Source organism: Pseudomonas sp. TCU-HL1, assembly GCF_001708505.1.
Taxonomy (GTDB): domain Bacteria; phylum Pseudomonadota; class Gammaproteobacteria; order Pseudomonadales; family Pseudomonadaceae; genus Metapseudomonas.
The window spans coordinates 4,006,090-4,027,188 of record NZ_CP015992.1 but is presented as its reverse complement, the minus strand read 5'-3'; the positions used below and the strand labels follow the sequence as shown (position 1 = coordinate 4,027,188).

18 protein-coding genes and 1 pseudogene are annotated in these 21,099 nt (G+C 56.7%); 17 read left to right on the top strand and 2 right to left on the bottom strand.

What is annotated here, in order from left to right; genetic code table 11:
• Positions 1 to 37 precede the first annotated feature (37 nt).
• Positions 38 to 3,067: a ribonuclease E gene (rne, locus tag THL1_RS18695; protein ID WP_069084617.1), complete on the bottom strand. Its 3,030-nt coding sequence runs from the start codon at positions 3,065 to 3,067 to the stop codon at positions 38 to 40.
• Between the two features lie 558 nt (positions 3,068 to 3,625).
• Here rne and rluC point away from each other — a divergent pair.
• Genes rluC through sppA form a run of 3 tightly spaced genes read left to right on the top strand, consistent with a single transcriptional unit; the run spans position 3,626 to position 6,237 of the window.
• The gene (rluC, locus tag THL1_RS18690; RefSeq protein WP_069084616.1) at positions 3,626 to 4,579 is read left to right on the top strand and encodes a 23S rRNA pseudouridine(955/2504/2580) synthase RluC; all 954 of its coding nucleotides are present in this window, start codon (positions 3,626 to 3,628) and stop codon (positions 4,577 to 4,579) included.
• Positions 4,572 to 5,264 (top strand): HAD-IA family hydrolase, encoded by a 693-nt coding sequence (locus THL1_RS18685; protein ID WP_069084615.1) that lies wholly within the window; start codon positions 4,572 to 4,574, stop codon positions 5,262 to 5,264. Before rluC ends, THL1_RS18685 begins: the two co-directional genes overlap by 8 nt.
• Positions 5,257 to 6,237 carry a signal peptide peptidase SppA gene (gene sppA, locus THL1_RS18680; protein ID WP_069084614.1) on the top strand — a complete coding sequence of 327 codons (981 nt, stop codon included), beginning with the start codon at positions 5,257 to 5,259 and terminating at the stop codon, positions 6,235 to 6,237. The genes THL1_RS18685 and sppA overlap by 8 nt, the downstream gene beginning before the upstream one ends.
• Before the next feature lie 66 nt (positions 6,238 to 6,303).
• Here sppA and THL1_RS18675 read toward each other — a convergent pair whose 3' ends face one another.
• On the bottom strand, positions 6,304 to 6,882 hold the full coding sequence (locus THL1_RS18675; RefSeq protein ID WP_069084613.1) for a Maf family protein: 579 nt from the start codon (positions 6,880 to 6,882) through the stop codon (positions 6,304 to 6,306).
• Between the two features lie 107 nt (positions 6,883 to 6,989).
• On the opposite strand from THL1_RS18675, the gene THL1_RS18670 reads away from it, so the two are divergent.
• The 14 genes and pseudogenes from THL1_RS18670 (at position 6,990) to THL1_RS30175 (ending at position 21,094) form a co-directional block, all read left to right on the top strand.
• Positions 6,990 to 7,517, top strand: coding sequence for a YceD family protein (locus THL1_RS18670; RefSeq protein WP_069084612.1), 528 nt, complete (start codon positions 6,990 to 6,992; stop codon positions 7,515 to 7,517).
• 13 nt (positions 7,518 to 7,530) lie between these two features.
• Positions 7,531 to 7,713: a 50S ribosomal protein L32 gene (rpmF, locus tag THL1_RS18665; protein ID WP_069084611.1), complete on the top strand. Its 183-nt coding sequence runs from the start codon at positions 7,531 to 7,533 to the stop codon at positions 7,711 to 7,713.
• Positions 7,714 to 7,716: 3 nt separating this feature from the next.
• Positions 7,717 to 8,727 (top strand): phosphate acyltransferase PlsX, encoded by a 1,011-nt coding sequence (gene plsX, locus THL1_RS18660; protein WP_083245948.1) that lies wholly within the window; start codon positions 7,717 to 7,719, stop codon positions 8,725 to 8,727.
• A gap of 154 nt (positions 8,728 to 8,881) precedes the next feature.
• Positions 8,882 to 9,820 (top strand): ACP S-malonyltransferase, encoded by a 939-nt coding sequence (gene fabD, locus THL1_RS18655; RefSeq protein ID WP_069084610.1) that lies wholly within the window; start codon positions 8,882 to 8,884, stop codon positions 9,818 to 9,820.
• Between the two features lie 15 nt (positions 9,821 to 9,835).
• Entirely contained in the window at positions 9,836 to 10,579 is a 744-nt protein-coding gene (gene fabG / locus THL1_RS18650) for a 3-oxoacyl-ACP reductase FabG (protein WP_069084609.1), read from the top strand.
• Positions 10,580 to 10,770: 191 nt separating this feature from the next.
• Positions 10,771 to 11,007 carry an acyl carrier protein gene (acpP, locus tag THL1_RS18645; RefSeq protein WP_016493661.1) on the top strand — a complete coding sequence of 79 codons (237 nt, stop codon included), beginning with the start codon at positions 10,771 to 10,773 and terminating at the stop codon, positions 11,005 to 11,007.
• Positions 11,008 to 11,177: 170 nt separating this feature from the next.
• Positions 11,178 to 12,422, top strand: a complete 1,245-nt coding sequence (gene fabF / locus THL1_RS18640) for a beta-ketoacyl-ACP synthase II (protein WP_069084608.1) — start codon at positions 11,178 to 11,180, stop codon at positions 12,420 to 12,422.
• Entirely contained in the window at positions 12,422 to 13,237 is an 816-nt protein-coding gene (gene pabC / locus THL1_RS18635; RefSeq protein ID WP_069084607.1) for an aminodeoxychorismate lyase, read from the top strand. Before fabF ends, pabC begins: the two co-directional genes overlap by 1 nt.
• Before the next feature lie 3 nt (positions 13,238 to 13,240).
• A complete protein-coding gene (gene mltG, locus THL1_RS18630; protein WP_069084606.1) occupies positions 13,241 to 14,278 on the top strand; it encodes an endolytic transglycosylase MltG in 1,038 nt (345 codons plus the stop codon).
• 13 nt (positions 14,279 to 14,291) lie between these two features.
• A pseudogene (gene tmk, locus THL1_RS18625) lies at positions 14,292 to 14,585 on the top strand (dTMP kinase); the annotation flags it as partial.
• A gap of 502 nt (positions 14,586 to 15,087) precedes the next feature.
• Positions 15,088 to 16,146: a ComEC/Rec2 family competence protein gene (locus THL1_RS18620; protein WP_069084605.1), complete on the top strand. Its 1,059-nt coding sequence runs from the start codon at positions 15,088 to 15,090 to the stop codon at positions 16,144 to 16,146.
• A 1-nt stretch (position 16,147) separates the two neighbouring features.
• Positions 16,148 to 17,425 (top strand): ABC-three component system protein, encoded by a 1,278-nt coding sequence (locus THL1_RS18615; protein ID WP_069084604.1) that lies wholly within the window; start codon positions 16,148 to 16,150, stop codon positions 17,423 to 17,425.
• The gene (locus THL1_RS29800; protein ID WP_145928342.1) at positions 17,409 to 17,942 is read left to right on the top strand and encodes an ABC-three component system middle component 1; all 534 of its coding nucleotides are present in this window, start codon (positions 17,409 to 17,411) and stop codon (positions 17,940 to 17,942) included. Before THL1_RS18615 ends, THL1_RS29800 begins: the two co-directional genes overlap by 17 nt.
• A complete protein-coding gene (locus tag THL1_RS30175; protein ID WP_069084603.1) occupies positions 17,939 to 21,094 on the top strand; it encodes an AAA family ATPase in 3,156 nt (1,051 codons plus the stop codon). Before THL1_RS29800 ends, THL1_RS30175 begins: the two co-directional genes overlap by 4 nt.
• Positions 21,095 to 21,099 lie beyond the last annotated feature (5 nt).

The following is a 21,099-nucleotide window of genomic DNA, read 5'->3' as shown; positions in this document are numbered from 1 at the left end:
ATGCCAATGGCATCCCCTTTTTTGTTCAGGACAGGCTTCAGACGACCGGTTTGGTCTCGTCCTTGGCTTCATCCTTCTCTTCTTCCTGGGGCTCGGTTTCGGTTGTTACAGCCACCTGCTCGGACTGCTCGGCCGGGGCATCTACAGCCGGTTCGACGGCTTCTTCGACCTTCTGCTCCGCTGCTACCACTTGCTCTTCCACGCCGGCAATGGCGTGTACGGCGGCGGACACGGGTTCGGCAGCGGCTACGGCCGCAACGGCTTTGGCGGCAGCCTCGTCGGCTTCCTTGGCCAGGCGTTCGGCTTCGCGCTGACGACGACGCACTTCACGCGGGTCGTTGGCGGCACGGCCGGTGCTGGCGGCTGCGCGGGCGGGCTCTTCAGCTTGCGGCGCGACTGGCGCTACCTCTTCGGGAGCTGCAACCGGCACTTCTGCCACTGCTATTACCGGAGCGACTTCAGCGACCTGAGGCTCTTCGACTGCGGCCGGGGTTTCGAAAGCCGGGGCTTCCTTGACTTCGGCGGCCTTCTCGGCAACCGGTGCGGTTTCTTCGACCTGAGCCACTTCGGCAACAGCTGCTTCAACCACCGGGGCTTCGACCTGTGCCGGAGCTTCGCTGACGACTTCGGTGACGACCTCGCTGGCCACGACAGCAGTGACGGCTACTGCAGCGATCTCAGCAGCCTCGGCAGGAGTAGCCTGTTCGGCGCCTTCCTGACCTTCCACCACTTCCTCGCCATTGGCCTCGCGTTGACGCTCGCGGCGGTTGCTGCGGCGGCGCTGGCCACGGGAACGGCGGCGGGGACGCTCACCGTCGGCACCTTCATCGTCGTCCTGCAGCAGTTCTTCGTTGTTCAGCAGTTCTTCGTCGACGACCTCAGCCTGAGCCAGTTCAGCGCTCGGCTGACGCTCCTCGCGGGGTTGACGCTCTTCACGCGGCTGACGCTCTTCGCGGGCCGGGCGCTCGGCGCGTTCACCGCGCTCGCGACGACCTTCCTGGCCTTCGCGGGCTTCGCGCGGTTGACGCTCTTCGCGCGGCTGGCGCTCCTCACGTGGCTGGCGTTCTTCACGAGGCTGACGCTCTTCACGCGGCTCGCGGGCTTGACGCTCTTCGCGGGGCTGACGCTCTTCGCGCGGCTGGCGTTCTTCACGGGCCGGACGCTCGCGGCGGCTCTCCTGGCCTTCACGGGCTTCGCGAGGCTGGCGCTCTTCACGCGGTTTGCGTTCATCTTCGCGGCGCGCTTCACGGCCCTCACGACCTTCGCGGCCGTCGCGACGACGATTCTGCTGGCGACCATTACGGCGCTCTTCGCTGCGGGCCTGGCGGTCGGCAGCCGGCTTCTCGGCCTCGACTTTCGGCTCTTCCTTGCCAGCGAACAAACCCACCAGGGACTTCACCAGGCCCTTGAACAGGCTGGGTTCCGGCGTCGGCGCAGGCGGGGCCAGGGGGGCAACCGGGGCCGGAGCGGGGCGCTCAGGGGAAACAGTCTTCACCGCAGCTTCCTGGCGAACCAGGGTGCGGGTGGAACTGACCGGCTGAATTTCTTCCGCTTCGGCAGGGGTCATTTCGTAGCTGGACTGGCTGCTCTGCACTTCCGGGCTGTCGTCGCGCAGGCGCTGGACTTCGAAGTGCGGGGTTTCCAGATGGTCGTTCGGCAGGATGACGATGCGCGAACGGCTACGCAGTTCGATCTTGGTGATGCTGTTGCGCTTCTCGTTGAGCAGGAACGCTGCAACCGGGATCGGCACCTGGGCACGAACTTCGGCAGTGCGGTCCTTGAGGGCCTCCTCCTCGATCAGGCGCAGGATGGCCAGCGACAGGGACTCGACGTCGCGGATGATGCCCTGGCCATCGCAGCGCGGGCAGACAATGCCGCTGGTCTCGCCCAGCGAAGGACGCAGGCGCTGACGGGACATTTCCAGCAGGCCGAAGCGGGAGATGCGACCGATCTGCACGCGGGCACGGTCGGCCTCCAGTGCTTCACGGACTTTCTCTTCCACGGCGCGCTGGTTCTTGGCCGGTGTCATGTCGATGAAGTCGATGACGATCAGGCCGCCGATGTCACGCAGGCGCAGCTGGCGGGCGATTTCCTCAGCCGCTTCCAGGTTGGTCTGCAGGGCGGTTTCTTCGATGTCGCCGCCCTTGGTCGCACGAGCCGAGTTGATGTCGATGGACACCAGGGCTTCGGTCGGGTCGATGACGATGGAGCCGCCTGACGGCAGCTTCACTTCGCGCTGGAAGGCGGTTTCGATCTGGCTCTCGATCTGGAAGCGGTTGAACAGCGGAACGCTGTCCTGATACAGCTTGATCTTGCTCTGGTACTGCGGCATCACCTGGCGAATGAAGCTCAGGGCTTCTTCGTGGGCCTCGACGCTGTCGACCAGTACTTCGCCAATGTCCTGGCGCAGGTAGTCGCGGATGGCGCGGATGATGACGTTGCTTTCCTGATAGATCAGGAAGGGGGCGCCGCGCTCACCGGAAGCTTCCTTGATGGCGCTCCAGAGTTGCAGCAGGTAATCCAGGTCCCATTGCAACTCTTCGCTGGAGCGACCCAGGCCAGCGGTACGGACGATCAGACCCATGTCCCCCGGGGCGTTGAGGCCGTTCAGCGCTTCACGCAGTTCGTTGCGCTCTTCGCCTTCGATGCGGCGGGAAATGCCACCGGCGCGGGGGTTGTTCGGCATCAGCACCAGGTAACGACCGGCAAGGCTGATGAAGGTGGTCAGGGCTGCGCCCTTGTTGCCGCGCTCTTCTTTCTCGACCTGGACGATGACTTCCTGGCCTTCGCTGAGCACTTCCTTGATGTTGATGCGGCCTTCAGGGGACTTCTTGAAGTACTCGCGGGAGATTTCTTTCAGGGGCAGGAAGCCGTGGCGCTCGGCACCGAAGTCGACGAAGGCGGCTTCGAGGCTGGGCTCGATGCGAGTGATCCGGCCCTTGTAGATGTTGGCTTTCTTCTGCTCGCGTGCACCCGATTCGATGTCCAGGTCGTACAGGCGTTGGCCGTCGACCAGAGCAACACGCAACTCTTCGGGCTGAGTTGCGTTAATCAGCATTCTTTTCATGTGGTACCAATAGGTTCCGGGCTTCCGGAAACGGCGATTGGTGCACACGACTCTCGCGGTCGGTGTCAGGTGCGTGTCAGGGGCGGCGGACCGTCCCAGTGTCCAGCGAACTCCAGCCAAAGGGGCCGGAATCGCGACTACGTCTCCTGCTTGCTGTGTCGTGACAGAAGCACTTGGTCAGGAGGAGGAATCAATGGTCGGTAGCGGACGAAATGAAGCGTCTTGAAACTACGCAGTCCGACGATTGTGCATCTCCACCCTACACTTATCCCTTGAAAATCGGGTGCCGCTCGCTGAATCCGTAGCGGGTTGCATTTACCGCGATCTCCCATTGAAAGGGGTGATCACGCGTCATGGCTCAAGGCTTTGATTTCGGAAAATCCGCGGTCATTGCGGCGAATTTTCTGTCGGACGGCCTTACGTCCTGAGAAGGGTTGCAGCGGTTGGGGTGGCAGTTTTGGCGAACACCCCGAAACCAGGCCGCTTTTGGCGGCGTTCGCGACTATAGCAGTAATCATTAAGTGCTTCAAATCCATAAAAAATTGTTATGATGCCTAGATGACTACTCCCGCCTCTCCAACCTCCGGCGTCCAGCTGCTTGAGGTTCCGCCGGAATATGCCGGCCAACGCATAGATAATTTCCTACGCACTCAGTTGAAAGGTGCGCCCAAGACATTGATTTATCGCATCCTTCGCAAGGGCGAGGTCCGTGTGAACAAGGGGCGCATCAAGCCGGAATACAAGCTCCAGGCGGGTGACATTGTGCGAGTTCCGCCGCTGCGTCTCTCCGAACCGGATGAGCCAGCGCCGGTGGCCCAGGGGCTTCTGGAGCGCCTGGAAGCTGCGATCGTCTATGAGGACAAGGCGCTGATCGTGCTGAATAAGCCGGCTGGCATTGCGGTGCACGGTGGAAGTGGCTTGAGCTTCGGGGTGATCGAAGCTTTTCGTCAGTTGCGCCCGGATGCCAGGGACCTGGAGTTGGTGCATCGCCTGGATCGCGATACCTCCGGCCTGCTGATGATTGCCAAGAAACGCAGCATGCTGCGTCATCTGCATGAGGCGCTGCGTGGCGATGGCGTCGATAAGCGCTACCTGGCGCTCGTGCGTGGCAGTTGGCCTACGTCGAAGAAGCAAGTCAGTGCGCCGTTGTTGAAGAACAACCTGCGCTCTGGCGAGCGCATGGTCGAGGTGAATCCCGAGGGCAAGGAAGCGCTGACCGAGTTCCGCGTCGTACGCCGTTTTGGCGAGTTCGCCACGCTGGTGGAGGCGAGCCCCATTACCGGGCGCACCCATCAGATTCGTGTGCATGCCAAGCATGCCGGGCATTCCATCGCGGGTGACCCCAAGTACGGGGATGAGGACTTCACGCGGGAGATTCGTGACCTGGGCGGCAAGCGCCTGTTCCTACATGCCCATGCCTTGACCATCAGCCTTCCTGATGGCGGTGAATTGAAGCTGGAAGCCCCGGTGGATGATATGTGGCGGAAAACCCTGGAGCGACTCGGTGCCTGATTACCAGTTGCTGATCTTCGATTGGGACGGCACCCTGGTTGATTCCATTGCCCGAATCGTCGAGTCCATGCGCGTGGCTGCCGATGCGAGTGGGCTGCCCTGGCGGGACGATGCCGCTATCAAAGGCATCATCGGTCTCGGCTTGCCCGAGGCGATTGCGACCCTGTATCCGGAAATCGAGGACGCGCAGGGTATCGATATCTTCCGGCGCCGCTATGGTGAGCATTACAACGCCCTGGAGAGCCAGCCTTCGCCCCTGTTCGGCGGGGTGGCTGAAGCGCTCGAGGCGTTTCGCGAGCAGGGTTATCGCCTCGCTGTGGCTACCGGCAAGAGCCGCCGCGGGCTGGATCATGTATTGGCGGGGCGTGGGTGGTTGGATTATTTCGACGTCACGCGTTGTGCTGACGAGACGGCCAGCAAGCCTGATCCTCGCATGCTGCGAGAAATTCTCGCGCATTGCGGTGTGGCAGTTGAGCGCGCGCTGATGGTGGGCGATTCGCCATTCGACCTGCGCATGGCGCATGGGGCCGGAATGGATTCCGTGGCGGTGGGCTATGGTGCCCAATCGCTCGCAGACTTGCTCAAAGAGTCGCCGACGCTGGCGATCGAGCGTTTCGAAGAGTTGCGTCACTGGCTGGATGGTGACCTGCGCCCGCAATCCCGAGAGGTGGGGTTCTATGTCTGACGAATGGAAAGAGCCGGCCTCCGACAAGGCTGAAGAGAAGAGCTGGAAGCTCCTGGAGAAGGCGGTTCTAGCTGGAGTTCAGGAGCAGCGCCGGGCCCGGCGCTGGGGTATTTTCTTCAAGTTGCTGACCTTCCTCTATCTGTTCATCGCGCTGGCGCTCTTCTCGCCGGCTTTCGATCTGCAGAAGAGCGCAGCTCGCGGCCAGGAGCACACCGCCCTGGTGGAAGTGCGTGGCATGATCGCCGATGAGGAGGCGGCCAGCGCGGACAATATCGTCACCGGCCTGCGTGCTGCCTTCGAGGATCCGAAGACCAAGGGTGTGGTGCTGCGTATCAATAGTCCGGGCGGCAGCCCCGTGCAGTCTGGCTACATCTATGACGAGATTCGTCGGCTGCGCGAAGAGCACAAGGACATCAAGGTTTACGCCGTGATCGCCGATCTGGGGGCCTCTGGCGCCTACTACATCGCCAGTGCCGCAGACGAGATCTATGCCGACAAGGCCAGTCTGGTGGGCTCCATTGGTGTCACCGCGGCCAGCTTCGGCTTCGTCGATGCCATGGGTAAGCTGGGGGTGGAGCGTCGCGTGTATACCTCTGGCGAGCACAAGGCTTTCCTTGATCCCTTCCAGCCACAAAAGGCGGAAGAAACCGAGTTCTGGCAGGGTGTGCTGAATACCACTCACCAGCAGTTCATTGAAAGCGTGAAGAAGGGTCGAGGTGACCGGCTCAAGGTCGATGGTCATCCGGAGCTCTTCAGTGGGCTGGTGTGGTCCGGCGAACAGGCGCTGGCCCTGGGTCTGGTGGATAAGCTTGGCAATACCAGCTTCGTGGCGCGTGAAGTCATCGGCGCCAAGGAGATTGTCGACTACACCGTTCAGGAGTCGCCTTTCGATCGTTTCTCGAAGAAATTCGGGGCCAGTGTTGCTGAGCGCCTGGCGCTGTGGATGGGCTTCCAGGGGCCATCCCTGCGCTAGGGGGGTGCAGTGCACAGAAAAAAGAGAGCCCGGCATTGCCGGGCTTTCTTCCTTCTATATGTGCGCTCAGGGGATTTGCATGCCTTCGGCGAGTAGCATGTCCACCAGGCGGATCAGTGGCAGGCCGACAAGGCTGGTAGCGTCGCTGCCTTCGGTGGCGCGGAACAGGCTGACCCCCAGTCCTTCAGCCTTGAAGCTGCCTGCGCAGTCGTAGGGTTGCTCGGCTTCCAGGTAGCGCGTGACGCGAGCTTCATCGAGGTCGCGGAAGTGCACGGTGAATGGCACGCAATCGACCTGGAATTGGCCGGTGGCGCTATTCAATACGGCCAGCCCGGTGAGGAAACTGACACTGGCGCCGCTGGCCGCAAGAAGTTGGCTGCGTGCGCGCTCGAAGTCGTGCGGCTTGCCAAGGATCTGGTTGCCAAGCACTGCGACCTGGTCGGAGCCGATGATCAAATGATTCCTGTGTTGCGGGGTAAGGGCGCGGGCCTTTTCCAGGGCTAGTCGGCGTACCAGTTGTTCGGCCGGCTCCTGGGGGTGGCGGCTTTCGTCGATGGCGGGCGCGCTCCAGGTGAAGGGTAAGCGCAGCCGCTCGAGCAGTTCTCGGCGGTAGGGGGAGCTGGATGCGAGCACCAGGGGTAGCATGGCGATCTCCGGGGATTGGGCGAAGGATTCTATCGAGCCCCTCAAGCTGCGGACAGCGCGGAATTTCTTTTGACAGGGCAGGGGCTCATCCATAGAATGCTGCGCCTATGTTGAATGGGCCGATTCCACCTCATGTAGATCCGCGCAAGCTGGCGGACCGCGAAGTCACTCTTGAAGGTGACATTGCGCTCGCCAGTCTGGAGCGACTCTGCGAACCCTTAGCGGACAGCGCGGGCAGCATCCATGCAAGCCTGGCGTTTGCTCGTGACGAACGTCGCGCAGTCGTTATCCATAGCCGGATTGACGTCGAGGTCAAGATGGTTTGCCAGCGTTGTCTCGAGCTGGTAGCTCTGAACATCCACAGCGAATGTGATTACGCGGTGGTGAAGGAAGGGGCTGACAGTCAGTCGCTGCCGAAGGGCTATGACGTGCTGGAAGTGGGTGAAGATCCGCTGGATCTGATGACTCTGGTCGAGGACGAGTTGCTGCTCGCCCTGCCCATAGTTCCGGCCCATGACCCTGAAGATTGCCAACAGCCGGTGGGCACCGATGAGCCCGAGCCGAGCAAGGACGAGGTTTCGCGGTCCAACCCGTTCAGTGTATTGGCGCAGTTAAAGCGTGACCCAAACGTTTAGGAGTTAATTGATTATGGCTGTTCAGCAGAACAAAAAATCCCGCTCGGCACGCGACATGCGTCGTTCCCACGACGCCCTCGAGGCCAATGCACTGTCCGTAGAAAAGAGCACTGGTGAAGTTCACCTGCGCCACCACGTTTCCCCGGACGGTTTCTACCGCGGTCGCAAAGTGGTCGACAAGGGCGCTGCCGAGTAATCCTTGGCCGCCTCGATCATCGCGATTGATGCAATGGGCGGGGACTACGGTCCCCGCTGCATTGTTCCAGCCAGCATCGCCTGTCTGGCTGAGTTCCCCTCGCTTCACCTGGTCCTCGTTGGCCAAGCCCCCCTTCTTGAAGATCTCGTCGCCCGTGTTCCAGCGGCCGATCGTCATCGCCTGCAAATCGAACATGCCAGCGAAGTGATCGCCATGGACGAGCGTCCTGCGCAAGCCCTGCGCGGCAAGCCGGATGCCTCGATGCGCGTCGCCCTCGAACTGGTGCGCAATGGCCGTGCCCAGGCCTGTGTCAGTGCCGGTAATACCGGTGCCTTGATGGCGCTCTCCCGCTATGTCCTGAAGACGTTGCCCGGGATCGATCGTCCGGCCATGGTCAGTGCGATTCCCACGGCGCGTGGCCACTGCCATTTGCTGGATCTGGGTGCCAATGTCGATTGCAGTGCCGAGCATCTCTATCAGTTCGCGGTGATGGGGGCGGTTGCTGCCGAGGCCTTGGGTACTGTGCGTCCGCGCATCGCGCTACTGAATGTCGGTACCGAAGACATCAAGGGCAACCAGCAGGTCAAGCTGGCGGCGAATCTGTTGCAGCAGGCCGAGGGCCTCAATTACATCGGCTACATCGAAGGCGATGGCCTGTACCGGGGAGAAGCGGACGTGGTGGTGTGCGACGGTTTCGTCGGCAACATCCTGCTCAAGTCCAGCGAGGGGCTTGCGTCGATGATTTCCTCGCGCATGGAGGCCTTGTTCACCGAGAGTCTCGGGGCTCGAATGGTGGGGGCGCTGGCGTTGCCTTTGTTGCGCCGGCTGCGCACTGACCTGGCACCCGCGCGCCACAATGGGGCGAGTTTCCTGGGGTTGCAGGGCATTGTCATCAAGAGCCACGGCTCGGCTGGTTCAGAGGGCTTTCAGAGCGCCATTCGTCGCGCGATGATCGAGGTTCGAGAGAATCTCCCGCAGCGCCTTCATGGTCGTTTGGAGCATCTGTTGCTGTAGAGCCTATTGGCATTCGCTCGCGGTTCGCGATGAAACGCTAATAGACCCTAGAATGTGACCGCCACCGGCAGCCTGTCATCCAACTGTCAGTTTCGTGCGCTTGGCTATGCCGGGCGTCAATCTCCCTATACCGTCAGATAAGGGACCTCACCCCATGTCCGCATCCCTCGCTTTCGTATTCCCCGGCCAAGGCTCCCAGTCTCTGGGTATGCTGGCCGAGCAGGGGGGCCAGCAGAAGCTGGTCCTGGATACCTTCGCCGAAGCCTCCGAGGCCCTCGGCTATGACCTCTGGGCACTGACCCAGCAAGGTCCGGAAGAACAACTCAATCAGACCGACAAAACCCAGCCGGCCATCCTCGCTGCTTCCATCGCCCTGTGGCGTCTGTGGTTGGCTGAGGGTGGTGCGCGCCCGGCCTATGTGGCTGGTCACAGCCTGGGGGAATACTCCGCTCTGGTGGCTGCCGGTAGCCTGGACTTCACCGATGCGGTGAAGCTGGTGGAGCGTCGTGGCCAACTGATGCAGCAGGCTGTGTCGGCAGGGCAGGGCGGTATGGCTGCCATCCTCGGTCTGGATGATGCCGACGTGCTGGCAGCCTGCGCCGACGCGGCTCAGGGTGAAGTGGTCAGTGCGGTGAACTTCAACGCCCCGGGCCAGGTGGTGATCGCAGGTGCTGCCGCTGCTGTCGAGCGTGCCATCGAGGCGTGCAAGGCTCGTGGCGCCAAGCGCGCCATGGCGTTGCCGGTCAGCGTGCCGTCCCACTGCGCTCTGATGAAGCCAGCTGCCGAGCGTTTCGCCGAGGCCGTCGAAGCGCTCGCCTGGCAAGCACCGCAGATTCCCCTGGTGCAGAACGTGAGCGCCGCTGTTGTGGCTGATCTGTCCCAGCTCAAGCTCGATCTGCTTGCCCAGCTCTACAGCCCGGTGCGTTGGGTTGAGTCGATGGTCAGCCTGTCCGAACGCGGTGTCACCGACCTGGTGGAATGCGGTCCGGGCAAGGTGCTGTCCGGTCTGAACAAGCGCTGTGTGAAGGGTGTCAACACCCACAACCTGGATACCCCTGATGCTTTCGCGGCTGCCCGTGCCGCGCTGGCCTGAACAAGGAGAAGACCTATGAGTCTGCAAGGTAAGGTGGCATTGGTCACCGGTGCGAGCCGCGGCATTGGCCAGGCTATCGCTCTCGAACTGGGTCGTCAGGGCGCCGTCGTCATCGGCACTGCGACCTCCGCTTCCGGTGCCGAGCGCATCACCGAGTACCTCAAGAGCAACGGCATCGAAGGTGCTGGCCTGGTGCTGGACGTCAGCAATGACGAGTCGGTCGCCAGCGCGCTGGAGCAGATCCAGCAGCACCAGGGTCAGCCGCTGATCCTGGTGAACAACGCCGGTATCACCCGTGACAACCTCATGCTGCGCATGAAGGACGACGAGTGGTTCGATGTCATCAACACCAACCTCAACAGCCTGTATCGCCTCTCCAAGGCGGTACTGCGTGGCATGACCAAGGCTCGCTGGGGGCGCATCATCAACATCGGTTCGGTGGTGGGTGCGATGGGTAACGCTGGCCAGACCAACTACGCCGCAGCCAAGGCCGGCCTCGAAGGTTTCAGCCGCGCCCTGGCGCGCGAGGTCGGTTCCCGTGCCATTACCGTCAACGCCGTAGCCCCGGGCTTCATTGACACCGATATGACCCGCGAGCTGCCGGAAGCCCAGCGCGATGCGCTGCTGACCCAGATTCCGTTGGGCCGCCTGGGCCAGGCCGAAGAGATCGCCAAGGTAGTTGGTTTCCTTGCTTCCGACGGTGCCGCCTATGTCACCGGCGCCACCGTTCCGGTCAATGGCGGCATGTACATGAGCTGAATGTGACGAATCCCTTCAGGAAGCTGTCATATGGCCTGTCTAGAATTCGCTATAACAGTGCAGTCGGGTTATAGACATTTCGTTGCGGCGATCCAGAAGGGGTTCAGGCGTTCTGCTTGAAATGCGGAAAACCCTTTCTATACACTGCAGCCCCAGCTGCACGGATTTTTCCATAGGAGTGAAAACACGGTATGAGCACCATCGAAGAACGCGTCAAGAAAATCGTCGCCGAGCAACTGGGCGTCAAAGAAGACGAAGTCACCAACAGCGCTTCCTTCGTTGAAGACCTGGGCGCCGATTCCCTTGACACCGTTGAGCTGGTGATGGCTCTGGAAGAGGAATTCGAGACCGAGATCCCGGACGAGCAAGCCGAGAAGATCACCACCGTTCAGGAAGCCATCGACTACATCAACGCCCACGCGCAGTAATGTAGTCGTCGGTTACCCGACGCGGAAAAGCCGCACGACCCGATTGGGGCGTGCGGCTTTTCTTTAAGCCGATTGTTGAAAATCCACGGTTTGCGTGTTGCCTGCCGGGCTTTTCAACAGTCTGTTAATCCGAATCAACCGCCGTGTAGAGATTGAAGAAGGAGATCGCTGTGTCGCGTAGACGCGTCGTGGTCACTGGCATTGGCATGCTGTCGCCGCTGGGTACCGATGTATCGAGCAGTTGGCAGGGAATTCTGGCTGGCCGCAGTGGAATTGGCCTGATCGAACATATGGACCTTTCCGCGTACACCACTCGTTTCGGTGGCTCGGTCAAGGGGTTCAACGTCGAGGAGTACCTGTCGGCCAAGGAAGCGCGCAAGCTCGACCTGTTCATCCAGTACGGCCTTGCCGCGAGCTTCCAGGCTGTGCGTGATTCGGGGCTCGAAGTCACCGATGCCAATCGTGAGCGTATCGGTGTGGCCATGGGCTCCGGTATCGGCGGCCTGACCAATATCGAGAACAACTGCAAGTCCCTGATCGATCAAGGTCCGCGTCGCATTTCGCCCTTCTTCGTTCCCGGCTCCATCATCAATATGGTGTCGGGCTTCCTGTCGATCCACCTGGGTATCCAGGGGCCGAATTACGCCATTGCCACCGCCTGCACCACCGGCACTCACTGCATCGGCATGGCTGCCCGCAACATCGCCTACGGCGAAGCGGACGTCATGGTCGCGGGTGGTTCCGAAATGGCAGCTTGCGGCTTGGGTCTGGGCGGCTTTGGTGCAGCCCGCGCGCTGTCCACCCGCAATGATGACCCGACTCGTGCCAGCCGTCCGTGGGACAAGGGGCGCGACGGCTTCGTGCTGTCTGACGGCGCCGGCGCCTTGGTGCTGGAAGAGCTGGAGCACGCAAAGGCCCGTGGTGCGACCATCTATGCCGAGCTGATTGGTTTCGGCATGAGCGGCGACGCTTATCACATGACGTCCCCGCCGGATGATGGCGCAGGTGCTGCCCGCTGCATGCGCAACGCCCTGCGCGATGCCGGCCTGAACACTGACCAGGTTCAGTACGTCAACGCTCACGGCACTTCGACGCCAGCAGGCGACATTGCTGAAGCGATGGCGCTGAAATCGGTGTTTGGCGAGCACGCCCACCAGTTTGCGGTCAGTTCTACCAAGTCCATGACGGGCCACCTGCTGGGTGCCGCCGGCGCCGTTGAAGCGATCTTCAGCGTGCTGGCCCTGCGCGACCAGGTGGCGCCACCCACCATCAACCTGGACGAGCCGGACGAAGGCTGCGACCTCGACTTCGTGCCTCACGAAGCGCGCTCCATGTCCATCGATGTGGTGTTGTCCAACTCCTTCGGCTTCGGCGGCACCAACGGTTCCCTGGTGTTCCGCCGGTTCGCGGGCTGATGCTGAACTGGGTCGACGGTCGCCCGGCCGAGTCGCTGTCCATCAAGGATCGCGGCCTGGCCTACGGCGATGGGTTGTTCGAGACCATCGCCGTACGTGCCGGTCGGCCCCCGCTTCTTGAGTACCACATGGCGCGGCTGGCCGAAGGCTGCCGGCGCCTTGCCATTCCCCTTGACCTTCAACTGATGCGTACCGAGCTGCTGGCGTTTTCGGCCGGGCTGGGAGAGGGCGTCGCCAAGTTGATGGTCACTCGCGGTGAAGGCTTGCGGGGCTATGCGCCGCCGCCTGTAGCACTGCCTCGCCGCATCTTGCAGGGCAGTCCGTTTCCAGTCTATCCGGAATCCAATGCGGAGCAGGGCGTCCAACTGTTCCCCTGTTCCACTCGCCTCGCCGAGCAGCCATTGCTGGCCGGCCTCAAGCACCTGAATCGCCTGGAACAGGTCTTGGCCCGTGCAGAATGGCAGGGCAGCGATTACGCCGAGGGACTGATGCGTGACCAATCAGGACGCGTGATCGAGGGCGTGTTCAGCAACCTGTTCATCGTTCGTGATGGCGTGCTGGTTACGGCTGAGCTGTCCCGTTGTGGCGTTGCCGGTGTGATGCGTTCGGCTCTGCTGGACAGTGCCGTGGCCAGCGGGATGAAGACCGAGGTGCGTGACATTGCCTTCGAGGAGTTCATCCGGGCCGACGAGGTTTTTCTCTGCAACAGCCTCTTCGGTATCTGGCCGGTGTGTTCTGTAACAGGCCATCACTGGCCGGTCGGGCCGCTGACCCGTAAACTTCAGGCCATCGCCCGCGATCTACTGGACATCTGATTCGTGATACGCAAATTCCTGCTGATGCTGGAGGCAGGCCTGCTTCTTGCCGGCCTGCTGGTAGCCTTTGCCGGCTGGCAGCAGCGCGTCACCCTCGAACAACCCCTGAACATCTCGTCGGAGCGGATGCTGGACGTCCCGGCAGGCGCCACGCCGGGTGGCCTGTTGAATCGCCTGGAAGAGGAGGGAGTACTGAACAATGCCTTCTGGCTCCGGCAGTACTGGCTCTTCAACCTGTCCAACGCGTCCCTGCACAGTGGTGAGTACCGGCTTGCACCCGGCATGAGCGCGTCTGACCTGCTTGGCCTGTGGCAGCGTGGTGAGGTGGTGCAGTACACCCTGACGTTGGTAGAGGGGTGGAACTTCCGCCAGGTGCGGGCGGCACTGGCTAGGCAGGCCAGACTGGAACAGACGCTGGCCGACGTCAGCGATGCCGATCTGATGGCCCGGCTCGGTCGGCCGGGGGAGTATCCGGAAGGACGCTTCTTCCCCGATACCTACCGCTATGTGCGCGGCATGCGCGACATCGACCTGCTGAAGCAGGCGCGCGACAGGCTCGATCAGGTACTAGCCGAGGAGTGGGGCAAGCGCGCGGACCGGCTGCCCTACAACGATGCCTACCAGGCGCTGATCATGGCTTCCCTGGTGGAGAAAGAAACCGGCGTGCCCGGCGAGCGCGGGCAGATCGCTGGCGTCTTCGTGCGACGTTTGCAGACCGGGATGCTCCTGCAGACTGACCCTACCGTCATCTACGGCCTGGGCGAGCGTTACAACGGCAACCTGACCCGTGACCACCTGCGCGAGCCAACGCCCTACAACACCTACGTAATCAGTGGCCTGCCTCCGACCCCCATCGCCCTTGTCGGGCGTGAGGCCATTCATGCCGCGCTGCACCCGGCGGCAGGCAAGAGCCTCTATTTCGTCGCCCGTGGCGACGGCAGCCATGTATTCTCCGAGACCCTGGGCGAGCACAACCAGGCCGTGCGTGACTTCCAGTTGAAGCGCCGCAACGGCTACCGCTCCAGCCCGATCCCGCAATGAATAAGGACACCCAGTGAGCGGTCTGTTCATCACATTGGAAGGCCCCGAAGGCGCCGGAAAGAGTACCAACCGCGAGTACCTCGCCGAGCGCCTGCGTAGCCACGGCATTGAGGTGGTGCTGACCCGCGAGCCTGGCGGCACGCCGATCGCTGAGCGAATCCGCGAAATTCTGCTGACCCCCAGCGACGAAACCATGGGGGTCGACACAGAGCTGCTGTTGGTGTTCGCCGCCCGCGCCCAGCACCTCGAAGGCGTGATCAAGCCGGCCCTGGCCCGTGGCGCCGTGGTGCTCTGCGACCGTTTCACCGCGACGTTGGTTCTTGAATGGCTATGGCGTAAACCAGATCGTTTGCAGCCTGCTCCGTCTTCAGTATTCACCCTATCAGCCTAGAGGCTAGAATTTGTAAGGGCTTAAACTGTTTTTAGGTTGCCTATTAACGAAATTTTAACACGAAGTCACGCAAAAATGTAAACCCCATAGCTTTCGGCTTCGTTCTTACCAAAAAATGTAAACCTGCCTCCTTCACTTGCCCTCTTTTTACGCCTCCTAGAGCTTCAATTACCCCCTGCTTACCATCTGAAACCCCGAAATCTCCCTTTCCCGACGTTTACATTTCCCTTGGTTGCCCTAGTCGCATAGCGATTGATGGCGGCGCTTGTGCGACAGCCCGAGCGTTTTGGCGTCCTGATTCAGTTGTACGATGCACTTCATTTTTTGATCGCTGTCACAGTTTTCGAAATGGCTTAGGCGACGTGATATAAAGCGAAAGGGCAACCAGCATTAGCTGTGATCAGAACAGGGAGGTTTCGTGGCGACTACAATCCATCTACTAGAGGCGAGCTATGGCGACGCTATTGTGGTTTCCCACTCCTCTGAGACCGGTAGCGCCAACCTTCTGATTGATGGCGGCCCCGCCAAGACTTTTGGCGTAGGCCCAGGAGGGCGGCGTCCCGGCCCCTTGCGCAAGGCCTTGGATGAGATCAAGGGAAAAGGCCAGCACGTCGATCTGGTGATCCTGACCCATATTGATTCGGATCATATCAGGGGGCTGATCAATGCCTTCAAGGCTGAAGGCTACCTCAGTACTCTTGCAAAGAGAGTATGGCTAAACGCATCGAGCAACATCTCAGCCTACTTGAGCCAGCCTGAAATACCTGAAAACTCGATTCCCTTCAGCACAGGTGAGAGCCCGGAAACGAGCGTTAGCGACGGCCAAACATTTGAGCAGGCTCTTACTAAGCTGCACTGCTGGGGGAGTGAAGTCATTGTTGCCGGGCAGGTAATTACTGAGGGGCCTTTCAAGTTCACAATTCTCTCGCCTGCGCATCAAAATCTCGAAAATCTACACTGCATATGGCCCGATGAGTCACTCTCAGCTGATACGTCAGGAGAGGCTAATGACTACCATCTGAGCCTCAGTGATCTTCTCGATAATGATACGTTCACTGAAGATTCTTCACCTGCGAATGGTAGTTCCATCGCATTTATTCTTGAGGTTGAAGGGAAGAAAGTCCTATTCCTAGCCGATGCTTATGCTTCCACCATTGTGGCTGCTCTAGCAAAGCTTGGTTATACCCAAGAAAATAAGCTTGTAGTCGATTACGTAAAGATTTCTCATCATGGGAGTCATTTCAATACAAGTGTAGAGATGCTTGGGCTTATTGAGTGTAGATCCTATCTAATCAGTACTGACGGGACTAGGCATGGTCATCCGCATAAGAGAACGTTGGCGAGAATCCTTAATGCACATCCAGACAATGTAATATATTTCAATTACGAAGATGCGTTTGACGGAGTTTTGTTAGATAGCGAGGTCGAGGGTTACGAGTCTAGATTGCGCTCTCTCGCAGGTGGGATTCAGATCTGATATGAATAATTTCGAGTTAATGGGTGCTCACGCAGTAAAGGTGAACAACGGCAGTGGTGTTTTGATCAGTGCGTTGTCTCATGAGTACTCATATGTGTTGACGGCTGGTCATGTCGTCAGTGGATTTCAGAATCAAGCGATATTTAATTATAAGGGTGAGCAGATTCCTGATATTCAGACGTATGTCCATCCCAAAGTCGACTGCGCAGTTATAAAGATCCCCTTTAATCCTAGCATCAACTTATCGCTCTGCTTAGGGGAGCCGCCTTTCCAAGCTCCATTGATGATGGTTGGATATCCGGACACTCGTGCAAAAGAAAAAGATTTTATTCAACAGGCTAAGCAGCAAGATGCTTCGTTAACCTCATGGGTTAATGGAGAAATCGTGATATCGGCTAATGGGTCGCCAGATAAAGAGATGATCGACGGCTTTTCGGGGGCCGGGGTTTATTATCTCGATGATGATTTTCCACGTCTTGTGGCTGTCGAGTTCCGTATGGATGGCGCTAAGGCTGAAGAGTATTTTGGCCGTGTTAAGTGTAATGCTATCCGCTGGTTTGAGGAGATAGTAGAGGCAAATTCTTTAGCGCCCATTATGCCTAGCTTTCTTGAGTGCTTTTCTAGGCTGAAAGACCAGGCGTTTATTTTTGATGTTCCAGGCGTGGCTCTCATAGAGCATATTCGAGAGGAGCTTGGAGGGATCATTGACGAAATATTGGGCGATGAGTCGGTAAAGCCAAATCTTATATTGAAGAAATACGAGTCTGGTTTGCTATTCAGTGGCGAAGGAAAGTCAGCGCTTTTAGATGTCAAATTATGGATATCTTACTTAGAGTTCATGGCTATATCGGTCTTGCTCGATAATCCTGCTAAGGCCGATTCGAGCTACTTCTCTGGGCTCGATCCAAAGAGGAGGTTGGTTTTCAGTAAGAGCGAAAAGAGTTGGATTGGTGAGTTGCGAAATTTGCTTGAACTGGCAGGCTCAATTCTGGACGAGGGTGGCTCGTTATTTATTGATAATCATGAAGCTGCGCCAATGGCACAGCCCGCCAGTTTTCAGATACAGGATGTTTTGGCAAACATTACTAGACCACGATCAGCCGGTAGTAGGCTGAGAATTAGTCAGGTTTCGAAAGAAAAATACACGACATTCAAACTTGCACATATACGGGCCTTGCATAGGCGCTGTGTAGTCGACCGCATTGAAGAGTTTTACGAAAGGGATTCAGTTGAGCATCTTGAAATGCTTCGGGGCTTTTATAATGTCTATGTCAATTAAGGATTTCGATTTCACAGAGCTTCAACGAAGCTTCCCATCTGTTGGCTTTGGGTTTTATGAGTCAGAAATCCACTCTTTTATCAGCTGCATCCTATGTGAGTTTGAGACTGCGCAAAGCCTCGTAGACCAATGGGAGTCAATTCAGAATTTTGTCTCTGTTTATCACCAGCCAAAGGTCGAAGCTGCGCGGTGGAATGTGTATCTTATTCTTCTTTGTCCGGAAGATGTCGATGTTAGAGGTAAGTACATTATTCAAAATGACACCTACACGGCCAGGAAGCTGATTGTTGAAAGAGAACCAATTCCAGTCGAGAACTCTAGAGCGGTTCAAATTCTTAACAATGAATTGCTGGGATTTGACTTAAAGGCTGACTTTAGCGAGGCGGTTGTAGAGTGCAACTATCAATCGGCTATCTCTGATTTTCTCGAAGATGTACCTTTTGATTCTAGTGCGAGCGCTCGGAGCATTCGTGCAGAAAAAATAATGTCTCTTATTAATTTTGTAGGCAAATCATGAAGCTTAAGAAGGTTTCAATTGAAGCGTTCCGTGCCTACAAGTATAAGGTGGATGGCACTTTCGATTTTACGGTAGACGGCAACAAACCTTCGGGGTTTGTCTCTATTTATGCACCGAATGGATTCGGTAAAAGTTCATTTTACGACGCCGTAGAATGGGCGCTTACCAATAATGTGTCTCGGTATATCGGTGACGCGTATAAGAAAAATAATGAGATTGCGGCCAAAGGGACAAAGTTAGAGGGTGTGCCTCAGTATATTCTGAGAAATAAAGATGTCGAGAGCACGGTGGAGACTTCTGTTCTTGTCAGTACTACAGAGAAGGATTTTCCGCGTAAGCTAAATAGCGTCCGTGTGGATTCTCGTGATATTAGATTTAATGACCGGGACACTGAAGACGGTACAAGAGAATTCAGGAACATCATTCTCTCGCAGGAGGCGATAGATCGATTTGTTCGAGAGGTGAAGCCCGAAGATCGATATGACCTATTTATGGCGCATTTCGGCGGTAACGCCGAGCAAGTCCGGAAGGGCCTGCATATATTGGCGTATGAAAATAGCGCCACATTGTCAGATTTGGAGGTTAAGCGCGGCCAGATATCGTCGCAGATCGTTAATGGTATAGATGAGAGCGTCTTTGTTGACTACAACAATACCGTAAGCTCGCTGGCGTCAGCTGGAGAGGCAATACAACCTATTTCTTCTGATCTTACTTCGATCCAAGAGCTCGAAATTGTATCGTTTATTTTGACACGGAAGCACCAGATCAGCTTAGAAATAAAGCATTATGATGCCGTAGTGGAGTCATTGCAGCAGAAGTTTGATAGAGCTGGCGAAGTTACGAGCCTACTGCTCAAGAAATCTGAGTTGGAGCCTGAGGCGCAGCGTATTAATAAAGGCATTGAGGACGCTCAGAAATATCAAGAGCTCTATCATCTCCACATGAGGAAAATTGACGAACAAGGCACTGCCTTAGCGAGAGTCAATGATCTCAACGGGCTAAAGTCTGAACTGCCTCAGTTTATGGAGCTATATTCAACTCTTGAGAAGGGGCGTTCAGAAAATATGAATTTCCACAGTCTTCGGGTTGATTTAGAGTCACAGATTGATAAACAGCTATTTAGTTTGAGGAGCGTTGAGGCACTCATTGCGAATTGGCAGGGCGATTTACAAAAAATTGTCGATTTGCAGATTAATGCCAGCAATATATATGTTGAAATGGCTAATGCCCGCCAGCTTGCCTCCAATCTAAATTCGGAGATTGAGGCTCTAGATGCCAGTAGAAATGTAGATTTGGCCTCTATAGAGGCTAAGCGGTTTGAGCTAGCCCAGATCAGTTCACTTGACGTGAGCGTTGATGGTTTGCTTTCTACTGATATCTCTGCGCTTGAGATTGATGCGTCTCTTACATTAGAGCTTTCAGAGCTTCGATCTAGAGTTATCAATTATGAAGAACAGGTAAGTGGGTTGCTTACTGTCCAGCATGCGCTAACTGAGCAATCAAGCACCATCGAACGTTTAGTAGGGCTGGGTCTTGAGCATATCAGTCTCCATCCAACCAAAATCTGCCCGCTTTGTACTCAAGAGCACTTGGATGAGTTGGCTTTAAAGAATGCTATTGCAGGTAATAAATTTGTTTCCGATGCTCTGCAAACAAACTCCCAGATGATTGAGCTTTCTCTTCAGTTGAAGGAGGAGGTTGAACGGAGAATTAAAGAGCTCTTGGCGCAGGCTTCGAATAAGAAGGCTCAAGTTACCGAGTTTATCAGAACCACCATTCAGAAACTGGATGAAAATCTAAACAATTATAATCAATACCGCTTGCATTTGGAGGCGCAGCGCTCAACGGCTCTCGATAGGGTTTCCTCACGTAACGCTTTAGTGCTAGGTCTTGATTCTGCCGCTCTTCAGATCCGCTTGGAACATGACAAGCAGGCAGCATCCGAATTATTGAATAAGTTGGTAGCTGATAAGGCTAATGCTCAGAACGATATCGATAGGCTTAAGTCGGAGTTAAATGACCTTGTTGGCCAAATGGCTGTTTACCAGAACCAAGAGCTTTCTATCAAGAATGACCCATTGTTCGTAAAATTCGATAATTTTATCAACTCGAAAGCTACGGACGCCATGGGCCTTCCGGCTGCAATTGATCAGGCCATTTCAAGTGCTATTGCCGCTATGCAGTCGGTAAGTACGGATCTAGAAAATCTTGTGAAGCGCTGTAGTTCTCTCAAGGCCGAAATGGAGTCTGAGGGTAATTGGCTAGACTTAGCGTTTCTGAAAAGCCGACAGACTGCAATATCCTCAGAGATAACACAGTATGATGCCAAAATATTGCCCTATATCAGAGGGCTGGTTGAACTGATTGGCAATTTTAAATTGAAGACTGAAACAGAGTTTAAGGCTGCCATTGAACAAAAGTTGTCCACTTTTCTTCTCAGTCGTGAGCATGTAGGTTTGGTTCTGGCTTCCTACGAACTACTGGAGACCCAGCTCAAGGCATTAGTCCCGTATGTACAAAATATCTCTAGAAGAAAGGAATTGGCTCAAGTAGAGCTTGAAATAGAAAAGCATTCGAAAGTTGCCTCTGCGTTAGCCGTGGAAATAGAGAGCGTCGCTTCTTGCTTGGAGAGTCAGATAAAGTCTTATTTCTATACGGACTTGATTAATGGAATCTATCGTAAAATAGATCCTCATCCTGCCTTCAAAAAAGTTGAGTTTTCCCCTAAGTTCGTCATCGGCGAACGACCTCAGTTAAATATCGTCATATCAGATGATCGAGGCAACAGGGTATCTCCAAACCTTTATTTCAGCTCTGCGCAGTTGAATATTTTGAGCTTGAGTGTTTTTCTGGCGAGAGCAATTCATGCCAAGCACGATGGCAAGCCACTTGGGGTGATTTTGATTGATGATCCGATTCACTCAATGGATTCGATCAATGTTCTTTCAATGATTGATATGCTGAGGAATATTTCCGTGCAGTTTGATAAGCAAATAATCATCTCAACTCATGATGAGAATTTCTTTGAATTGCTAAAAAAGAAAATTCCATCGGATATATTTGACTCTAAGTTCATAACTTTAGAGTCTTATGGAGTTGTCGCTAAGGAAGTGCCTGTCGGAAGTCTATCCTCTCGTCCTTCTTCACAGTGATTCAG